Origin of the sequence: Candidatus Accumulibacter aalborgensis, from assembly GCF_900089955.1 — a bacterium.
Classification (GTDB): domain Bacteria; phylum Pseudomonadota; class Gammaproteobacteria; order Burkholderiales; family Rhodocyclaceae; genus Accumulibacter; species Accumulibacter aalborgensis.
In genome coordinates this window covers 62,919-81,600 of the sequence record NZ_FLQX01000111.1, presented here as the reverse complement: position 1 = coordinate 81,600, position 18,682 = coordinate 62,919, and the positions used below count along the sequence as shown (strand labels likewise).

17 protein-coding genes are annotated in these 18,682 nt (G+C 61.8%); 7 read left to right on the top strand and 10 right to left on the bottom strand.

All coding sequences use genetic code 11. From position 1 onward, the window contains the following. The first annotated feature begins 307 nt into the window (after positions 1-307). On the top strand, positions 308-523 hold the full coding sequence (locus ACCAA_RS10990; protein WP_186407287.1) for a hypothetical protein: 216 nt from the start codon (positions 308-310) through the stop codon (positions 521-523). Here the strand turns inward: ACCAA_RS10990 and pgeF are convergent, their stop codons facing one another. Both pgeF and rluD read right to left on the bottom strand, forming a co-directional pair. Continuing rightward, positions 524-1,354: a peptidoglycan editing factor PgeF gene (gene pgeF, locus ACCAA_RS10985; protein ID WP_186407286.1), complete on the bottom strand. Its 831-nt coding sequence runs from the start codon at positions 1,352-1,354 to the stop codon at positions 524-526. After that, positions 1,332-2,465 (bottom strand): 23S rRNA pseudouridine(1911/1915/1917) synthase RluD, encoded by a 1,134-nt coding sequence (gene rluD / locus ACCAA_RS10980; protein ID WP_186407359.1) that lies wholly within the window; start codon positions 2,463-2,465, stop codon positions 1,332-1,334. Before rluD ends, pgeF begins: the two co-directional genes overlap by 23 nt. 1 nt (position 2,466) lies before the next feature. On the opposite strand from rluD, the gene ACCAA_RS10975 reads away from it, so the two are divergent. Further along, complete coding sequence (locus ACCAA_RS10975; protein ID WP_186407285.1) at positions 2,467-3,261, top strand: outer membrane protein assembly factor BamD; 795 nt, start codon at positions 2,467-2,469, stop codon at positions 3,259-3,261. A gap of 91 nt (positions 3,262-3,352) precedes the next feature. Here the strand turns inward: ACCAA_RS10975 and ACCAA_RS10970 are convergent, their stop codons facing one another. From ACCAA_RS10970 to gloB, 4 genes are all read right to left on the bottom strand, one after another. Beyond that, the gene (locus ACCAA_RS10970) at positions 3,353-5,776 is read right to left on the bottom strand and encodes a serine/threonine protein kinase (RefSeq protein WP_186407284.1); all 2,424 of its coding nucleotides are present in this window, start codon (positions 5,774-5,776) and stop codon (positions 3,353-3,355) included. A 60-nt stretch (positions 5,777-5,836) separates the two neighbouring features. Beyond that, a complete protein-coding gene (locus tag ACCAA_RS10965) occupies positions 5,837-7,183 on the bottom strand; it encodes a DNA recombination protein RmuC (protein ID WP_186407283.1) in 1,347 nt (448 codons plus the stop codon). Positions 7,184-7,238: 55 nt separating this feature from the next. Next, positions 7,239-10,649: a DUF748 domain-containing protein gene (locus tag ACCAA_RS10960; protein WP_483771141.1), complete on the bottom strand. Its 3,411-nt coding sequence runs from the start codon at positions 10,647-10,649 to the stop codon at positions 7,239-7,241. 140 nt (positions 10,650-10,789) lie between these two features. Beyond that, complete coding sequence (gloB, locus tag ACCAA_RS10955; protein ID WP_186407281.1) at positions 10,790-11,551, bottom strand: hydroxyacylglutathione hydrolase; 762 nt, start codon at positions 11,549-11,551, stop codon at positions 10,790-10,792. A gap of 27 nt (positions 11,552-11,578) precedes the next feature. Here gloB and ACCAA_RS10950 point away from each other — a divergent pair, with 27 nt between their 5' ends. The 3 genes from ACCAA_RS10950 to dnaQ are packed head-to-tail and all read left to right on the top strand — an operon-like array spanning position 11,579 to position 13,552. Continuing rightward, on the top strand, positions 11,579-12,304 hold the full coding sequence (locus ACCAA_RS10950; RefSeq protein ID WP_186407280.1) for a class I SAM-dependent methyltransferase: 726 nt from the start codon (positions 11,579-11,581) through the stop codon (positions 12,302-12,304). Then, positions 12,294-12,776 (top strand): ribonuclease HI, encoded by a 483-nt coding sequence (gene rnhA / locus ACCAA_RS10945; protein ID WP_186407279.1) that lies wholly within the window; start codon positions 12,294-12,296, stop codon positions 12,774-12,776. Before ACCAA_RS10950 ends, rnhA begins: the two co-directional genes overlap by 11 nt. Positions 12,777-12,832: 56 nt before the next feature. Beyond that, positions 12,833-13,552: a DNA polymerase III subunit epsilon gene (gene dnaQ, locus ACCAA_RS10940; protein WP_186407358.1), complete on the top strand. Its 720-nt coding sequence runs from the start codon at positions 12,833-12,835 to the stop codon at positions 13,550-13,552. Between the two features lie 633 nt (positions 13,553-14,185). Here the strand turns inward: dnaQ and ACCAA_RS10935 are convergent. Both ACCAA_RS10935 and ACCAA_RS10930 read right to left on the bottom strand, forming a co-directional pair. Next, on the bottom strand, positions 14,186-14,470 hold the full coding sequence (locus ACCAA_RS10935; RefSeq protein WP_186407278.1) for a hypothetical protein: 285 nt from the start codon (positions 14,468-14,470) through the stop codon (positions 14,186-14,188). 279 nt (positions 14,471-14,749) lie between these two features. Next, on the bottom strand, positions 14,750-15,049 hold the full coding sequence (locus ACCAA_RS10930) for a hypothetical protein (RefSeq protein WP_186407277.1): 300 nt from the start codon (positions 15,047-15,049) through the stop codon (positions 14,750-14,752). 229 nt (positions 15,050-15,278) lie between these two features. Here ACCAA_RS10930 and ACCAA_RS10925 point away from each other — a divergent pair, with 229 nt between their 5' ends. Further along, on the top strand, positions 15,279-16,043 hold the full coding sequence (locus ACCAA_RS10925) for a hypothetical protein (protein ID WP_186407276.1): 765 nt from the start codon (positions 15,279-15,281) through the stop codon (positions 16,041-16,043). A 56-nt stretch (positions 16,044-16,099) separates the two neighbouring features. Here ACCAA_RS10925 and ACCAA_RS10920 read toward each other — a convergent pair whose 3' ends face one another. Then, complete coding sequence (locus tag ACCAA_RS10920; RefSeq protein ID WP_186407275.1) at positions 16,100-17,311, bottom strand: exo-beta-N-acetylmuramidase NamZ family protein; 1,212 nt, start codon at positions 17,309-17,311, stop codon at positions 16,100-16,102. Further along, complete coding sequence (locus ACCAA_RS10915) at positions 17,308-17,931, bottom strand: DOMON-like domain-containing protein (RefSeq protein WP_245754540.1); 624 nt, start codon at positions 17,929-17,931, stop codon at positions 17,308-17,310. Before ACCAA_RS10915 ends, ACCAA_RS10920 begins: the two co-directional genes overlap by 4 nt. 445 nt (positions 17,932-18,376) lie before the next feature. Here ACCAA_RS10915 and ACCAA_RS10910 point away from each other — a divergent pair, with 445 nt between their 5' ends. After that, positions 18,377-18,667, top strand: a complete 291-nt coding sequence (locus ACCAA_RS10910; RefSeq protein WP_186407274.1) for a type II toxin-antitoxin system Phd/YefM family antitoxin — start codon at positions 18,377-18,379, stop codon at positions 18,665-18,667. The last annotated feature ends 15 nt before the right edge of the window (positions 18,668-18,682 follow it).

The window sequence follows — 18,682 nt, the reverse complement described above, 5'->3', positions numbered from 1 at the left end:
GAATGAGCGCAACCACGCGTGCGCGACGTTGATTTGACTGGCTGGCGGCTGCCCCGAACGCTGCCGGACAACGGTGTGAACCACGCCAATTTTATTGGGTTGAGTGGTGACCCGGACATCGGCTAAAATGTTGGCGCGATTGGCTAGGCCTACCCGGCAGTACGGCCAGTTGGTATACGGCTAATCACAGCAAGACGCAAAAGACCAAAAACGGGGTGGAACCACGATTGCTCGACCTAACGAATCGCTTCGAGAGGGGCGGGTCGCCAGCGGCGTTTCGCTGGCGACCCGCCCTTCTCGCTACTTGATGTACATCGTCGCCATCGCCTGGCTGTACGTCACCGTGTTGATGGCACTGACCGAGACCAGCGTCGTCGCCGGGCTATTGAGCCTGTTTTTCTACGGCCTGCTGCCCATTTCGCTGCTCCTGTGGCTCTTCGGCGGACCGGGACGCCGTCGTCGCGCTGCCCGCAAGTCCGCGCAGTCGAGTGTCGCTGGCGATGAGGACAAGCCCGACCACTGACTACTCGGCCGACAACCAGATCAGCGACGCCATTCGTCCGGTCACCCCATCACGGCGGTAGGAGAAAAAACGGCTCCCCTGCCGCAGCGTGCAGTATCCGCCGCCGTAAATCGCATCAACACCGACACTGGCCAGCGCTTGCCGTGCCAGCAGGGTGATGTCGGCCAGCCACTTGCGCGAAGGCCTCCCGAAGCCGTCCGCCGATCGCTGACTCTGACGGTTGGGGCGGTCCTGGCCGGCGGGCCGTACCGGATCGGGCAAGGGTTTGAAAGCGGCTGTCGCTGCCGCGTGCGCGCCGACGAACGCCGTTCGCACGTCGTCGCCAACCTCGAAGGCCTGCGCGCCGATGGCCGGCCCCAGATAGGCGAGCACCTCTCGGCCGGGAACACCGAGGGTGGTGACCGTTCGTTCGAGAACGCCGGCCTGCAGGCCGCGCCAGCCGGCGTGCGCGGCGGCGACGACGCTGCCCGAACGGTCGCAGAAAAGCACCGGCAGGCAGTCTGCCGTCATCACCGCACAGACGACCCCGGGGCCGCTGGCAAACGCAGCATCAGCGGCCGGGATCGGTGGCAAGCCTGCATCGCCAGCATCGATCACCGTCGTGCCGTGCACCTGATTCAGCCAGCGCGGCGTCGCTGGCAGGTGCGCCCTGAGCCGCGCACGATTCTCGGCGACCGCCAGCGGATCATCGCCGACGTGAAGGCCGAGATTGAGGCTGGCGTAGGGCGCGCCACTGACGCCGCCGTGACGGGTGGTGATCAGGCTGCGGACACCTGGCGGTGCGGGCCAGTCGGGTCTGATCCAGTCCTTACTGCTCACCGAGATCGTCATCCTCAGGATCGTCGCCACTGACGTAGATGATTTCCGGACCACCTTCCTGATCGTCGTCCCAATCGTCATCGTCTTCGTCTTCGCTGCGGCCTTCTTCCTCAGTGCAGCGCGCTGCCATGGCTTCGCCACGCAGCGTCGTGATCAGCACCGCCATGTCAGCGGGTAGGCCCGATCGCCACAGCAACGGTCGACCCGTCACCGGGTGTACCAGCGCCAGGCGGCAGGCATGCAGCGCCTGGCGAGGGAAGTGTGCTCCCTGCGGCACGCGGCTGACGCCGGCACCGTAGGTCGGGTCGCCGACCAGCGGATGGTCGATCGAGGCCATATGCACGCGAATCTGGTGCGTGCGGCCGGTTTCCAGCGCGCATTCGATCAGCGTGCAGGCGACGAAATGCTCGAGCACACGATAGTGCGTGCGCGCCGGTTTGCCGGTGTTCACCACGGCCATCCTGGTGCGCACGGTGGGATGCCGGCCGACCGGCGCATCGACGGTTCCCGCACGCTCGATGATGCCCCGTACCACCGCCTGATAACAGCGCTTGACGGTGCGCGCCTGCAACTGCCGCACGAGATTGGTCTGCGCCTCTAGCGTCTTGGCGACGACCATCAGGCCGCTGGTATCCTTGTCGAGTCGGTGCACAATTCCCGCACGCGGCACCCGGTCGAGGTGTGGTGCGTGGTACAAGAGGGCATTGAGCAAGGTCCCGTGCCAGTTGCCGCTACCGGGATGGACGACCAGCCCGGCCGGCTTGTCGATGACGATCAGGCTGTCATCCTCGTAGACGACCTGCAAGGGGATGTTTTCCGGAGCCGACGATTCGGCCCGCTCATCGGGTGCTTCGGCGACTTCGATAGTCTCGCCGCCCCAGAGCTTGCTGCGTGGCTCAACGGTGATCGCACCCTCGACGGCCACCCGTCCCTCGCGTATCCAGTGCTGCAAACGGCTACGCGAATGCTGCTCCAGCAGGCGGGCGAGGACCTGGTCCAGACGTTGACCGCCGCAATCGGTGGGCACGCTCAGGGCAATTCGGGGGTTTGCGCTATAATCGACGCGCCCGATGTCCTCGATGGACGCGTCCGCCGGTGCTTTCTTTTTCTGTGGGTTTTCCATCATGCGTAGTTTAGCGGTTATCGCAGCCTTTATCGTCGCCTCTCTCGTCGCTGGCTGCGGCCTTTTACCCGATGCAAAGGATGAAACCGCCGGCTGGTCGGCGAACAAACTCTACGCCGAGGCCAAGGATGCTCTCAACGACGGCTCCTACACCAGGGCAATCAAGTACTTCGAGAAGCTAGAGTCGCGCTATCCCTATGGCCGCTATGCCCAGCAGGCACAGATAGAGATTGCCTATGCCTACTGGAAGGATCTGGAGCCCGCCTCGGCAATCGCCGCCTGCGATCGCTTCATCAAGCTGCACCCGAACCACCCGAATGTGGACTACGTCTATTACCTGCGCGGGCTGATCAACTTCAATGAGGATCTGGGGCTGATGGGCATCGTCAGCAACCAGGACATGACTGAACGCGACCCGAAGGGAGCGCGCGAATCGTTTGACTCGTTCAAGGAACTGGTGACGCGCTTCCCGAACAGCAAATACACGCCCGATGCAATCCTGCGCATGAAGTATCTGGTCAATGCACTGGCCTCGCTCGAACTGCACGTCGCTCGCTACTACATGAAACGTGGTGCCTACCTGGCGGCAGCGAACCGCGCCCAGTACGCGGTGAAGAACTATCCCAATGCGCCGGCGACCGAAGAAGCTCTGTTCATCATGGTCAAGGCCTACGACGCGCTCGGCCTGGACGACCTGCGCGACGACGCCGAGCGCGTCATGCGCAAGAATTATCCCGACAGTGAATACTACGTTCGCGGACTCGATCGCAAGGAACCGTGGTGGAAGCTCTGGTAAGCGCCTGGCGCACCAGCTCCCCGGCCTGTCCAGACCACAACCACCTCGGGCAGGCGTACTCGCCGTCTGCCAGTGCCGCTGGCGCGGTCGGTCAGATCGACTGCTTGACCGCCAGTACGGCCTGGTTGCGCAAGGTTCGCAGCAACGACAACTCCTTTTCGGAAATCACGATCTCGCCTGCCTGTTCACGGTCGGCATAGATCATGGCCAGCGGGCTGCCCTTGATGCACAGTGGGAAGACCACGAACGTTTGCGCAGTCACCGCCTTGCGAAACCACAACGGGATACGTGTCGTGATTTTTGGATCATTGGTATCGCTGATCAGGATATCGACGCCATTGGTCAGGGCGGCATGAAAGATGTCCGGCGTGAAGACCAGTGAGAACTTGAATCTCCTGGCGATCTCGGCGGCGTCGGGACCAAAGCCGAAACGCCCCAGCATCGTATTGCTGCGCCCGTCACGGATGCACAGGATGACGCGCTTGAACCCTTTGGCGCGGTAAATGGTTTCCACAATGATGCGCAGCACGTCATTGACCTTGAACTCACTGACCAGGGCATTGCTGACGTCCTGAATGCCGGCCATCAGGATCGCTTCGCTGGCTGCCTCAGCGTCTACCGGACTGATATAGCCTCCTTCCGCGATACGTTCGCATGCTGCCGCCTCTGGTGCGATATCGGAGAGGACCGTTCCTGCCAGTCCGTTCTCTGCCTCGTCTTTCGTCGTTCTCGCCTCACTGGCCGGGCCGCCGACCGTCGCCGTGCCCCGCCAGACCCTGATCTGCTTGCCGAGACGCGTCTGCTGCAGGTTGATGTGCATGGTGCCGGCCAGTTGCGTCACTTGCTCGAACGACCTCGCCACGGTTCTGCGCAGTTCCTGCTCGTCGAGCTGGATGACGTCGCCGAAACGCGTCACGATGCGCTGCAGTTCCTTCTGCTGCTGTTCGGGTGCGCTATCGACGATCACCGTGCACAGCTCGTTGGACAGCGAGGCGACCATGCGCAGGCGATCTTCTGCAGTGGCTGGGCGGCGGATACTGCCCGCCGGCAGTTTGTGCATGCTATTGACGAGCAGCTTCGGAAAACCCCAGGTCTCGGCAATGCCGATGCCCAGATCCTCGAACGAAAGACCAAGCACCTGCAGCGCGGCAGCTTCTTCGGAGCATTCTTTCTGCAGCACGACGCGCCTGATCTCGGCGCTTTCTTCGGGGAAGTAATACTGGCTCAGCAGCCGACCCAGATTGTGAAACATGGAACAGATGAACACCTGCTCCAGGTCCCCGCGTGTAGCGCCCTTGCTGCTGATCTCCCTGGCCAGCACCCCGGCGAGATTGGCTCGCAGGAATTCGTCCTTGAGCTGATTGGCATTGTCCTTGTTCTGCAGGTGCTCGAAGAGCATCACCGTGATGGCAATACTACGCACCGCGTCGAGGCCAAGAACCACGACTGCTCGCGATACGGTGCTGATGGTCCCGCCACCGGCCTGACGGTAGTGAACCGAATTGACCATACGCAGGATCTTGTTGGTCAGCGAAAAATCCTTGAGGATCGTATTTGACACGTCTGCAATACTCTGATTCTCCGAGGCCGTGATCCGGTTGATCGCCCCTACTGACTCCGACAGGGCCGGAAAATCGCTTTTGTGCCGCATGCGCCGGAGCAGAAACTCGATCGTGCTTTGCCGCGCATCGGCGGGCGCGGTCAGGCTTTCCGGTTGCAGATAATCGTCGAGGGCCTGGCGCATCTGCGCCGCTGACGCGTAGCGGTTCTGCGGATCCCGGGCCAGCGCCTGGTAGAGCAGATGAGCCAGCTTTTCGTCGAGCGTATGGCTGGCCTCTGGCGGCAGCCTGATGTCCTCGTCGGCGATCGTCCGCATGACCTGCTGGATGTCACTGCCGGGCACCGCGCGCTGGCCGATCAGCAACTCGTAAAGAACCAGGCCGGCGGAGAAAACGTCCGAGCTTTCGCTGCTCGTGCGCTGCGAGATATACTCCGGCGCCATGTACGCTGGCGTGCCGACCAGTTGCCCGCCATCGTTGCTCACCCCCTCGGCGCGGGTAGCGATGCCGAAATCCATCACCCGTGGGACGCCATCGTCGTCGATCAGGATGTTGCTCGGCTTGAGGTCGCGATGAATGATTCCGGCGGCGTGAGCGTGCGAAATGGCTTCGAGGATCGGCTGCATGATGCCGATCGCTTTCGCCGGCGTCAGTGCACCACTCTGCTGCAGGTATTCGGCAAGGTTCTTGCCCGGCACGTACTGGAAAACGAGATACAGATCGCCCTGCTCGTCGCCGGCCTCGAAGATCGGCACGATGCTCGGGTGGCGCAACTGGCTGACCAGACGCGCTTCTTCGAGCAAGCGTCGATCCTGTTGCGGGTCAGGTCGCGAGAAGTGAAGCGTCTTGATCGCCACTTGCCTCTGCAAATGGGGATCTCGCGCGAGATAAACGACACTCTGGGCCCCTCGACCCAGTTCGCGAATGATCTCGAAACGTCCAATACGTTTGTTCACCGTACTTCGTTACTCCCGCAGAAAGGAACATTCTAAGCGTGTCTGCCAGTGCCGTGTGCTTCATGCCTCCTCATCAGCCGGCGCGATCTCGCCGAGATCACCCAGTTGCCGAGTGGCTTCGATCGCCGGCAGGGCTTCGACGCTTTTCAGCTTGCGCTCGATCTGGCGCGTTCGAACGGCCGCCGATTCGATACTCCGGCTGGCCTGCTCGAGCTTCCTGCGCGTCGCCTCGAGAACCTCACCGAACTTGCCGAACTCGGTCTTGATGGCGCCGAGAACGAGCCAGACTTCCGACGATCGACGCTCGATGGCCAGCGTTCGGAAGCCCATCTGCAGACTGTTGAGCAGGGCTGACAGCGTCGTCGGTCCAGCGATGCAGATCCGGAAATCGCGTTGCAAGGCGTCGGCCAGCCCCGGTCGACGCAAGGCTTCGGCGTACAGTCCTTCGGTCGGCAGGTAGAGGATCGCGAAGTCTGTCGTGTAGGGAGGTTCGACGTACTTGTCGTGAATCTTTCTCGCCTCATCGCGCAGCCTTCCCTCAAGCGCCTTGACCGCCAGTTCGAGCGCCGCCGGATCGGCTCGTTCCTGCGCTTCGAGCAGGCGCTGATAGTCTTCGAGCGGGAACTTGGCGTCAATTGGCAACCAGACCGGACGCTGTTCAGCGTCGCCCATCTCGCGGCCGGGCAGACGAACGGCAAACTCGACGCGCTCGATCCCGTTCGGCCGTGTCACCACGTTCTTGGCGTATTGCTCGGCGGTCAGCAATTGATCGAGCAGTGTCGCCAACTGGACCTCGCCCCAGGTGCCACGTATCTTGACGTTGCTCAGGACCCTCTTCAGATCGCCGACACCGGTGGCCAGCGTCTGCATCTCGCCAAGACCGCGATGCACCTGTTCGAGACGGTCACTGACCAGCTTGAACGACTCGCCAAGGCGCTGCTCTAGCGTGGCGTGCAGTTTTTCATCGACCGTCCGGCGCATCTCTTCCAGCTTGGCCGCATTGTCGGCCTGCATCGCAGCAAGCCGTGCTTCGAGTGCCAGGCGCAACTGCTCGAAGCGTTGTTCATTGCTGTTCGTCAGTCGTGCCAGTTGTTGGGCAAACGATTCGAGCTGCTGCGCCTGAACCTTGCCGAGCTGGGCCAACTGGGCAGCGAGTGCCTGCGACAGGCGGCTCAGGGACAGCGATTGCTCGTCGCGGTCGCCGCGCGCAGCATTTGCCGCCTCCTGCCGTCCCGAGGCCAGTTCCTGACGCAACTCGCGTTCGAGCCGCTCGATGCCGCCTTGCAGGTCACGGAAACGCGCACTCACCACCTCCCGCGCCAACGCCGAGCGCAGGAGCAGGACGACCTGGAGGATCACCGTCACCAGGCCGAGCACGGTCAGCAGGTACAACAAGCCTTCATTCATGCGTGGCTGCTTTCAGGAAACGGCCGCCCGACTGGCGGCCGGGTGGCTGGTGCCGCTATTTCAGAGAGAAAAGCACCCGGTTTCCCTTCGCCTGCTCGGTCTGCTCCGACTTGCCGTCCGCCTTGCCGACTTTCACTGGCAGGATGAACAGGCGCTCGCCCGGGACCTCGTGCGCGACGAGCCAGTCACGCACGCCTCTCCCCCGGCGCTCGGCCAGATCGCGCAGGTCTTCTTCATCGACCGCCGAATTGGCGAGGATCAGTTTCTCCATTTCCTCGACTGGTAGCCCCTTGACCATGCCCACCAGGTTGCGCGGTTTCGGGAACTTCTCGGCGCGATAGACGCGCTCAAGCAGGGACGGATACTCCTTCGCGCTGACCTCGACGGGCTCGCCATCCAGCGCACCGTTTTCGACGCCCTTCTTTGTCAGATCCCCTCGTTTCAGCGCCCGCACCTTGCTCTCCAGGCGGTCGCGCTTGAGTCCCTCGGCGTCGACCTCGGGGTCGGCACGCCCCTCGATCTCGAGTCTGAGCGCCGGTCGGTCAAGCAAGGCCTTGGCCAGCTTCTCCAGCCGCGGCTGCGCCGGCGGGGTGATTACCGCCTGCCCGAAGTCGAAATCGATGTTCGACAGTTCCTCGCCGCCGCCGAACATCGACCCCAGCAAGGCGAAGGGTGCGGTAACTGCCTTGGCCAGCAGGTTGACGATCATCTTGACGACCAGCCCGCCGACGCTGAAGTCCGGATCGTCGAGCGAACCGGCGATCGGCAGGTTGATGTCGATCTCGCCATTGCGGTTCCTGAGCAGGGCAACGGCCAGGGTCACCGGCAGCTTGGTGGCGTCCGGGCTGTCAACCGGATCGCCAAAGGTCAGTTGATCGAGGAAAATTCGATTTTCGGCGGTCAGTTGGTGGTTCTCGATCTTGTACTTGACGAAAAGCGACAGCTTGCCTTTCTCGATTGCATAACCGGCGTACTTGCCCGAGTACGGCGACAGCGAAGTCAATTCAATGCCCTTGATGTCGGCCTCCAGGTCCAGAAAGGGCGAGGCTGCCAGCGGGTTAAGCCTGGCCTTGATGCTCAGCGGCGCTATGTTGTCGTAACTTCCGCGTAGCTCAAGACTGGCGACGCTGTCGGCCGCAGACGAGAGCCCGCTGATGGTTCCGCCGACCTTCTTCAGATTCGCCGAATAGTTCGGCTTGACGAAGTTGTCCGTGAACCTGATGTCGCCGCCCTGCAGGGTGATCTTGCCGATGTTTACCGGCAGCAGCGGATTGCTGACCGCAGGCACCGGTGCCACAGACTTGCCGTCACCGGCAACAGCCGCCAGCTCGGGAGCCTTCGCTGCCACGGCCGCCGGCACCACGGCCACCGGCGCCGCGTTGGCCTGACGAACAATCTGAAGCAGGTTCAACTTGCCCTCGCGACTGAGGATCACGCGGGCAAAGAAGTCGGTCAGAGCTATTTCGCCAATGGCCACCGAATTCGGATTCAGGCGCAGGTCGAGGTGGCCAAGGTAGAGAGATTTCCACTTCAGGAAGTCGGCAGAATTGATCTTGTCGACCGCATAAAAATCGCCAAGCGTGACTTGCCCGGAGAATCCCCCGCTCAGCTTGTCGGCGTCGCTGCCACCGGGCCTCGTCTGACGCAACTGGACGCCGCCGTTCAGCGTAAGCTGCCCGCGGGTCACCTCGATGTTCAGGCGCTCGGTAAAGTAAGGCTGCAGCGGCAGCAACTCCAGAGACTTGATGGCGACCTTGAGGTCGGTCTCGAGTGGCGAGACCTTGACGCTCCCTCCCACCTCGACGTCGGCCGTGCGATTGAGCCTGAAGCGAGTCGACACCCTGGCCGTCTGGCCGGGCTCAGTGGACAGATTGTCCGCCTCAACGCTCATGGCTTCAATCGTGTGCGTCACCGCCGGTGATACGGCGTGATCCTCGAAGCGAATTCCCACATCGTCGGCACGGTATTTGGCGACCGTCAGCTTCCAGGGTTGCGAAGAATCCTTCTGCGAGGCCTTGACGATCCGTAGCGCAGGTGGCTCGACAAACTCGATGCCGCCGCTGGCAGCCCGTCTGAGCAAGAGCTTCGCAGCACGTGCAGTGAGCTGTTCGATGGCGACTTCGCGCCTGGCCAGGTCGAGGCGTCCTCCCTTGATCGAGACAGCGTCCACCTTGGCCCATTCGCCCGCCTGCAGGTGCCATGCCACCTCGAACTTGGCGGGAATAGCGCTCTTGCCGTCAAGCTTTTTCAGATCGAGATCAATGCCTTCGACGCTGGCATTGAACGGTTTGCCATGCGACTCGTCGAGCCAGCGTACGATACCGCCACTGATTTTCGCTTCGCCCAGAGACCAATCAACGGGCGCCGGCTTCGCTTTCACTTCGGTGGCTGACGGCTCACGGGTAGCTGCTTCCCGGCTGAAGAAATCGACCCAGTTGATCGTTCCCTGCCGGCTTACGCGAGCATGAATCTCGGGCGAATCGACGGCAACCCGGTCGATCACGACCTTTTGCCTGAGCGGATCGAGAGTATCGACAAGCACCTCCAGGCGCTTCCAAGAGAGCAGGGGGGCGCCCGAGGTGTCCTTGACCATGAGATCCCTGATCGTGACGCGTCCCGACAGACTGAGCGCCGACTCGTGATTCTCGTGCCGGCCAAAGCTTAACTTCAAGTCAGTGTCGAGTGCGCCCGAAATCACCTCGACCGGCAAGCGCATCGGCGCGTAGTCGAGGTATTTGCCCAGGTGGACATCACGAAGATCAAATGCCAGTTCGCTTTCTCGTGAATTCGCGAAAGGCTTGCTCTTGCCCTTGATCACCAGCGGCGACCCGTCGATCGACGCTGAAAACGCTGGCTCGACGAAGATCTCGGTTGCTGAGGGCAAGCTTGAGACAAACGGGAGCGCGATGTTGAGCTCGCTGATGAGGTGTTTTTCGCCAAGCACCCGATCGTCGAATTCGATCTTGCCGCCGCTGATCTGGATGTTGTTGAGCGCAAACGGCGGTGTCGGATCGTCCGAAGCCGGCTTGGCCATGAATTCGTCGATCAGATCAGAGAAGTTGAAGCGCCCGTCGGCCAGGCGGACGATCCTGAACGACGGGCCGACGAGTTTCAGTTCGCTGATCACCGGCCCGCCATGGAACAGCGAACTCAACTCGATATTAAAAAAGAGGCTGTCAAAGCCGGCTACCGTCTCGCCACCACCTGTCTCGCCAGGACCTCTTTCCTGGATCGCGAGCCCGGCAACCTGCGCCGATAGTGTGTAGGGATTGATACTGATGCTTTCGACGCTCACCGGCCGGTGCAGAGCCTCGGAGAGCGTGTCAATCAGCGTCGATTTGACGATCTGTGGCAGCGCAAAGAATCCGAATGCGCCGATGACCAGCACGAAGAGTATGGCGCCAAGCGCGAGTCTTCTGATCGTCATGGAGGCTGTGATCTTGGCAGGATCGGATGCTTCATTCATGGCAGCGGGTCGCAAACTGACTGATGGAGGGCGGAATTTAGCACGAACATCGCACGACAATGCCCTTCCCGCCTTGGGTGATCGCTGGGTGCATCATCGGAACAACTGGGAAAAGGCCTGAACGCGGCCTGAACGCAGGGTCAGAAGCTGTTCTTCCACTCCCGCAGCACGGCAAAAACGGCTACTTCGTCGCGCGCATCAGGCGCTCTGCGGCGGGCCGCCGCCGCCACTTCCGGCTGATCACAGCGTAAGAACGGGTTGCTTGCCTTTTCGAGTTCTATCGTCGACGGCACCGTCGCCCAGCCCTTGGCGCGAGCCGCCGCTACCGCGTTTACCCGATCCTGCAGACGGCGGTTTCCAGGCTCGACCGCCAGGGCAAAGCGCAAATTAGCCGCGGTGTATTCATGGGCACAATAGACGGCGGTTTCATCCGGCAACTCGCTCAGCCGGGCCAGCGAAGCGGCCATTTGGGCGGCGGTCCCCTCGAACAGACGGCCACAGCCGCCGCTGAACAGGGTATCGCCACAGAACAGGCAGCCTGAGCCATAATACGCGATGTGTCCCCGGGTGTGGCCGGGAACCTCGATCACCTGAAACTCGACGTCGCAGGACGTGATGCGGACCGTCGCTCCGTCGCGCAAGGGCTGGCTGATGCCGGTGATGGACTCGGCCGCAGGGCCGAACACCTCGGCCGGATGGCGCGCCAGCAGACTCGCCACTCCACCCTGATGATCGGCATGGTGGTGGGTGATGAGAATGGCGGTCAGCGACAGGCCTTCGCGTTCTAGCACCTCGAGTACCGGAGACGCATCGCCTGGATCAACGACAGTGGCTGTGGCGCCTTTGCGCAACAACCAGATGTAGTTATCCTTGAAGGCTGGAATCCGGATGACGTCGAACATCGTTGAATTGTGGAAGAACTGCGGAAAATGTCAATCCCTGGCCTCGACGCCTGGCTTCAAACCCCGCAAGGGCGCTACGTCATGGCTTGGGAGCAGGCCAGGATCGACGCCGCGGTCGCCGACCTGTTCGGCTACAACGCGATCCAGCTTGGTCTGCCGCAATGCGATCTGCTCGCCCAGAACCGCATCCCTCTGCGCCAGGTGGCGCATGATTCGGGCAATGTGGATGTCATCTGCGATCTGCGTCAGATCCCCTTCGCGGCCCACAGCATCGATGTTGTGGTCATGGCGCACGTGCTTGAATTCCATGCCGAGCCGCACCAGATCCTGCGCGAGGTCGAGCGCGTCTTGATTCCCGAAGGCGAAGTGCTGATTACCGGCTTCAACCCGCTCTCGATCTGGGGCCTGCGCCGCCGCCTGCCCAACTGTCCTCGCGACTTTCCCTGGAACGGCCACTACCTGTCGCTTCTCCGTCTCAAGGACTGGTTGCAACTGCTCGGTTTCGAGGTCGATCGCGTCAGCTTCGGCTGTTACGCACCGCCCTGCCGTCATGAGCGCTGGCTGAAGCGTTGGCGTTTCATGGAAGCCTCTGGCGATCGCTGGTGGAGCTTTGCCGGCGGCGTTTACCTGGTGCGAGCGATCAAGCGGGTGCATAGCATGCGCCTGATCCTGCCTAACTGGAAGCAGCAAACGTCTCGCCGCAAGGCCTTGTCAGTCGTCAGCCAGAAGGAAATGGAAGATCATGAACGATGAAGCGATCGTCAACATCTATGCCGACGGCGGCTGTCGTGGCAATCCCGGGCCCGGAGGCTGGGGCGTTGTTCTTCGGGCCGGTGCGCATGAGAAGGAACTGTGGGGCGGCGAAGCCGACACCACCAACAACAGGATGGAACTGACGGCCGCCATCCGTGCGCTGGAGGCGCTCAAGAAGCCGGCGACGGTTCATCTGCACACCGATTCGCAGTACGTGCAAAAAGGCATCAGCGAGTGGATTCACAAATGGAAACGCAATGGCTGGCGCACCTCGGACAAGCGACCGGTGAAGAACGCCGACCTCTGGCAGCGTCTGGATGAGCTTGCTGGGCAGCACCAGATCAAGTGGTGCTGGGTCAAGGGGCATGCCGGGCATAGCGGCAACGAGCGCGCCGATGGCCTGGCCAATCGTGGCATGGACGAACTGCAGCGCAAGCGCAGCGAGCGAGCGCTGGCGGGCAGCGGTGCGTGATGCAGCCAGCCGGGCTGAGCGCAGCCCGGATCAACCTCAACCAGGGGAAAACGCGCGTGCGCCAGATCTTTCTCGATACTGAAACAACCGGCCTGGAGCACAAATTCGGCCATCGCATCATCGAAATTGCTGGCGTCGAGATGCGCAACCGGCGTTTGACCCACCGACATTTCCACCGCTACCTGAACCCGGAGCGGGAGATAGATGCCGGTGCCCTTTCGGTCCACGGCATCAGCCGCGAGTTCCTGCTCGACAAGCCACGCTTCGCTGAAATCGCCGCCGAGTTTCTAGAGTTTGTCCGTGGCGCCGAACTGGTGATCCACAACGCGGCCTTCGACGTTGGCTTCCTGAACGCTGAACTTGCGCTGCTCGACATGGCGCCTATGGACACCGTCTGTCCCGGGGTTCTCGACACGCTGCGCATGGCCAAGGACTTGCATCCAGGCAAGAAGAACAACCTCAATGCGCTATGCGAGCGCTACGGGGTGGACAACTCGCACCGCACTTTGCATGGGGCCTTGCTCGACGCGGAGATTCTCGCCGAAGTCTATCTGGCGATGACGCGCGGTCAGGAAAGTCTGATCATCGACCTCGGTGACGACAGCGGCGGGCGCCTCGATGTGGCCGGAACCGTATCGTCTACAGGCCCGCGCCGAGCGCAGCAGGTCAGGCGCGCCAGCCCGGAAGAGCTGGCGCAGCACCAGCAGGTGCTGACCGCCATCGAGGACGTCAGCAAGGGCAAGTGCCTGTGGCTGCAAGCCGAGACCGGTTGCTGATCACAGTTGTAACGAATTCTGGCTCACCGAGCATGTTACCTCCCATAGCAACTCCAAGGGCCAGACGACCATCTCGCAGGACGTTCTCGCTGCGATGCACATCCCGGATGGCGACCTTATCGCCTGGGATGTGGGTGCTGACGGCACGGCGAAGCAGGCCTCAACCTGGAGGCTGCGGCTGGTCAACCTTCTCCGCCGGTCTCTGGCGGACGCCGTGGCCGACGGACATGTCTTTTTGCAGTGCGCACATCAGGCTGCGCGTCGGACGTCGTTTCAGGTCTGGCCGCAGGCGGCCGCGGGTCGGGCCTGGGGGCTGGCCTTGGTCCGGTCTTGCGTTGGTCAGGGCGACGGCCAATACCAGGCGTACCAGGGCGCTTCTCTGCTTGCCGTTCGGGCTGCCTGTCCGACGGACGCTCGGACTCACGGTTGCCCGGAGCGAGGGTAATTTCAAGCTCGATGATTTCATCCCATTGCTCGTCGGTGCGATCACGCTCAGGGATGGTGAGAAGTTCGCGGAGCCGGCGACGCGGATCCAGGGGGGGAGAGTCGTTCATGGCGACATTATGACTCACACCATGGGGGTCGTTCAACAGCCATGAACATACACCAGAGTCGCGATGGGTAACCTTGTGTTTAGTGCGAGGCCCGCAGACTGGCAGCAAACGCCGATTCAAGGCTGGCAGGAAACTGGAAGCGGGTAAAGGCGAGATGGATGTCGGCCTCGTTCGCGCCACTACGGCTGTCCTGGAAGCGAATTCCCAGCGGACGCCCATTGGCCGCCAGCGTGGCGAAAGCGAAGCGCCAGCGCTGAGCTTCGGCCAGTCGCTCACGCAGTTCACACTCATTACTGATTTCAACACCAGCCTGCTTAAGTGAATCCAGGAACTGGTCAAATGACTCGGTGCTCAGGCTACCCATTTTATTCTCCTGTCGAAGTACGTTTGCGACACATGGAGAAGGTAACGCTCGCTTCCGTCATCGGTTGACAGCCGCCACAGTCGCCGCGGCAGCGATCGCCCAGGGGAAAGGTAGAAAGCGTCACTGCTGGGAGGGCAAAGCGGTGCTGACAAGCGCGTCGGGGTAGCTCGCCCAGGTGGCAGTGGCTACCGGCTTTGCTGCCATCCACGCCGCCGGGCCTTGACCGGGCGGGCGGCTGGGCGAGTTCCCAACGGGTTGGCGATGGTTCTACAGATTGGCCTAGCGCCACCAATTGCTGTGATCCCTCCTCAGCACGGCCTGCGAGAGCATCGGGTAATGGACCAGTTGGCCACCAATGCCCAGGTAGAAGCCGGTCTCGACCATCCGATAGAGGAACTCGAGCGAGTGCACGCGGTGGACGAGCTTGTTCTGCTTCGACCCTGGCCTGAGTTCCAGCAAGGCTTCCCGCAGGTGCTGCAGGAACGAATATGGTAGATCGCCCGCCTGGCTGTTCTCCGGATCGCGCGCCAGTGGGCCCAGTCCGCCCGCATCATCCGTGTCAAGGGTGCTACAAAGCAATTGTCGTGCCCATGACCATGTCGGCCTTGCGCCGGATGCGTTCATTAACGCGGCGCAGTCTGTGGCGCGCTATCGCAACGTCCAGGCTTCACTAAACCACACCTCGCATAACGAAAACGATAGAATCCAGACCGCAACCGAAAAAGCCGTTTTGCTCCACCGGAACCCTACAAATTTTTCGACGAGGGTACGTTTCCCGACAATCTCATCTTGGAGAAAGCACGCAACCATGACGATACATCTTTACTTCTCGCTGATCCCCGAGGCGTTGATCGCCTCCATGCTGGGCCCGGAGGAGTTCGGGCAATACTACTCGACCGGCCACCGGTACAAGTCCAAGGGGCAAGCGATCTTCTTCGAGGTCGATCCCAACTTCCGCCATGAATTCTTCAATATTGACGAGGGGTTCGAGCGTTGTACTCCGCATCCGGACGGCACGCCGAAGAACTCGGTCTATATTTCGGTCTATCGCGTACTCGAGCACATTCCGGTGAGCGCCTTGGGCAAACTGTACCTGAGCACCGCCTACGGCCAGACACTCGGCTTGAGCCAGGCCGACTCGTTGCCGGAGAAGGATGCGGGCTTGCACATGTACCAGGACCTGACGCCAATCAACAGTCTGGTCGTGAGCGCGCAGGAGCCGCAGACGTATTATGACAGTATCACTAGCCAGCCGGCCAAGTTCATCCGCTTTCCTGGTCTGTGCTTTGTCGAGTTGGGTCTGGGTGCGCTGGCGACGGATCCCGTCAATGGCGCTGTCGGCGATCTCCCGTACTCGTTCATGCACCACCTGCGTGAGGCCTTGCTGGAAGTGGACCCAACCGGCAAGCAGAGCAAGTTGGTGCACCGGGTGCATTCACTCGAATTCCCGTATCGGATGATCAAGAGTGGTTTCTATACGGGTAACGGCTCTGATCTGGTGTTCTACCGGATGCCTTCGCATGAGGTTTTGCGCCGCGATCACAACAGTTGGTGGCGTTCGGCCAATCTGTAAGCGCTCTTCAACAACAAGCCGCGGCCGGAGAAGCTTCTCGGCTGCGGCTTCTTGCCTCAGTACAGCAGGAATTCCTTGCGCTCAAGTTCCCAGGCCTTCTCGTCTGTCCGGCAGATCGCCTCAAGGTCGCTGGGCGTTGCTGCCGGGTCATCGACCCACTCGCGTAAGAGCGGCGAGCCATTGATCAGGTCGATCGCCAGCCGATCGGTTTCGTATTCGTAGGCGAAATCGCGCCACAGGGGGTAATCCGGACGGAGTTGACGCAGGGCCTTGAAAGCGAGACTCTGCAGGCGCCACGGGCGGAATGCCGAGTGCAGGTAATGGACGTCGTCGACATGAATCTGAAGGCCACTGCACAGCTTGCCGGCGTGCTTGTGGAAGGTCGGCTCGAACCAGCATTCGCGCAGTCGGCAGCCGAGCAGCCAGTCCGGGGCGATGACGTGCATTCTGGCGATCAACTGGCCGGCGTCGATGTCCGGCGCGCCGAAAAGCTCCAGCGGGCGGGTCGTGCCGCGGCCTTCAGAGAGCGTCGTTCCCTCAAGCATGACTGTGCCGGCGTAGCAGCGCGTCATCGAGACGTTGGCGGCGTTAGGGCTCGGGTTGATCCAGCTACGCTGGCCGACTGGCCAGCCGTAGCCGGGCGCCAGATCCGGTGCCCAGCCACGCATCTCGATCACCGTACAGTCGACGTCCAGGGCGAGGGTGTGGATGAACCAGCGCGCCAGTTCGCCCATGGTCAGGCCATGGCGCATCGGTAGCGGGCCGGCGCCGACGAAGCTCTCCCAGCCGGGATGCAGCAGCAAACCCTCGACTGGGCGTCCGGCCGGGTTCGGGCGGTCGAGGACCCAAACGGCCTTGCCGTGCTCGGCGGCGGCTTCGAGCAGGTAGCGCAGCGTGGTGATGAAGGTGTAGATCCGGCAACCGAGGTCCTGCAGGTCGATCAGCAACACGTCGAAGGTAGCCATCATTGCCGGCGTCGGACGACGCACCGTGCCGTACAGACTGAACACAGGGATGTGGTGCACGGGATCGACGAAGTCGTGCGACTCGATCATGTTGTCCTGCTTGTCGCCGCGCAAGCCATGCTGTGGGCCAAAGGCAGCAGTCGGCCGGAGGTCGGGTCTGGCGCTCAGGGCGTCGAGGGCGTGCCTCAGGTCGGCGCTGACGGAAGCCGGGTGGGCGACCAGCGCGAGACGGCGGCCCCGCAATGGCCGGCGCAGATCGGGGTCGGTCAGCAGGCGGTCGAGGCCGAACTCGAGGGCGGTCATCGGGCGTTCTCGTATGCAGGCGCTGGTGGCGGCGCCAGTTCGAGCGCAAAGCCGTCACGATGGTGGAAATCCGGCAGCGCGGCCGGGTGGTGCAGCGCCCAGTAGCTATGGCTACCGTCGATCGTGTCGGTGGCTTCAACAACGGCTGCGATACCGATCTGCAGCGTTGTCCCAGTCGCCATCGGCGGCAAGGCCGAGGGAGCAATGACCGCCTCCAGCTCGAGTCGGCCTGCGGTCAGCCGGGCCCTGATCCGCGGCGCGGTGACCCGCTCCAGTGTCGCGTCCCTCTGGCGGTAGTCGGCGAACGCATAGGCTGCCCACTGTCCGGCCGGCGAGAAGTTGAACTCGCGGTAGGAGGCTTGGCCAGCAATACCGACAAATGCCTCGAAGCAAGTGTGTTGCCAAAGCTCGTCTGCATCGCCCCTTGTTTCTGGCTCAGGGATCAACAAGCGGGCCATGTCGCCGCGCAGACAGTAAGCCAACTCAAGATGACCGTCCGCGGTGCGTGCGGCGTGGACTTCAATCAGCCGCACAACCGGAGCGGGCGTTGCGGGATGGCGAAGCAGGGTAAGTGCGAATTCGGTCGGGAACATGGTCAGGGGTTGGGGGTGGCGCGCCATGGCATTGCGGAAAGCCTTTGCCTCTTAAAGCGCTCTCGGATAAGTCCTCCGATCTTCAGAAGGCTCCAGGCCTTTGAAAACCGGGAACGGAAGCACGGAAGACTTTTTGATGACCGCTTACCGTCATCGACTATTGCCGAAACCGCCCAGCACTTTTCGGGTGAAAGACGCGCTTAAACCTAATGGCTAGTTTTGTATTTTCCCACATCTGGTGACCACTATACACAAACCGTGGCTCACAATAGCCGCACCCAACCGCAACAGTGACGACACGCCGCTGATTGTTGTCTTCGCCGGGCTGGACCGCCCTATCGCGGGCAGTCTGCATTCAATCATTTCACGGACAAACACTCCGAAGAGCCGCGCAGGTTCTGCTTTCACCTCTGACCGCCAAAGCGTATTATGTACAACATACTGCACACCTTGTGCGGCACAGGAGGCCATCATGGGTATTTGCGCAAGCGACGTTATTCCCCTCTCGAACGCCCGAGCGAATTTCTCCGAACTGGCTGAAGAGGTCAGGGGCGGCGCCGAGAAAATCATCACCAGAAACGGCGAGAGTTACATCGCCCTGATCGACGCCAGGCGTCTGGATTACTACCACCAGTTGGAGCGCGAGCGAATTCACCTGCTGCTGATCGACGAGGCTGCCAAGGGACTCGACGACATTGTCGCTGGCAAAGTGAAGGATGCCCGCAGCGCCATTACCGCCCTCAAGCGTCGGCGTAGTGCGTAATTGGTCGAGATCGCC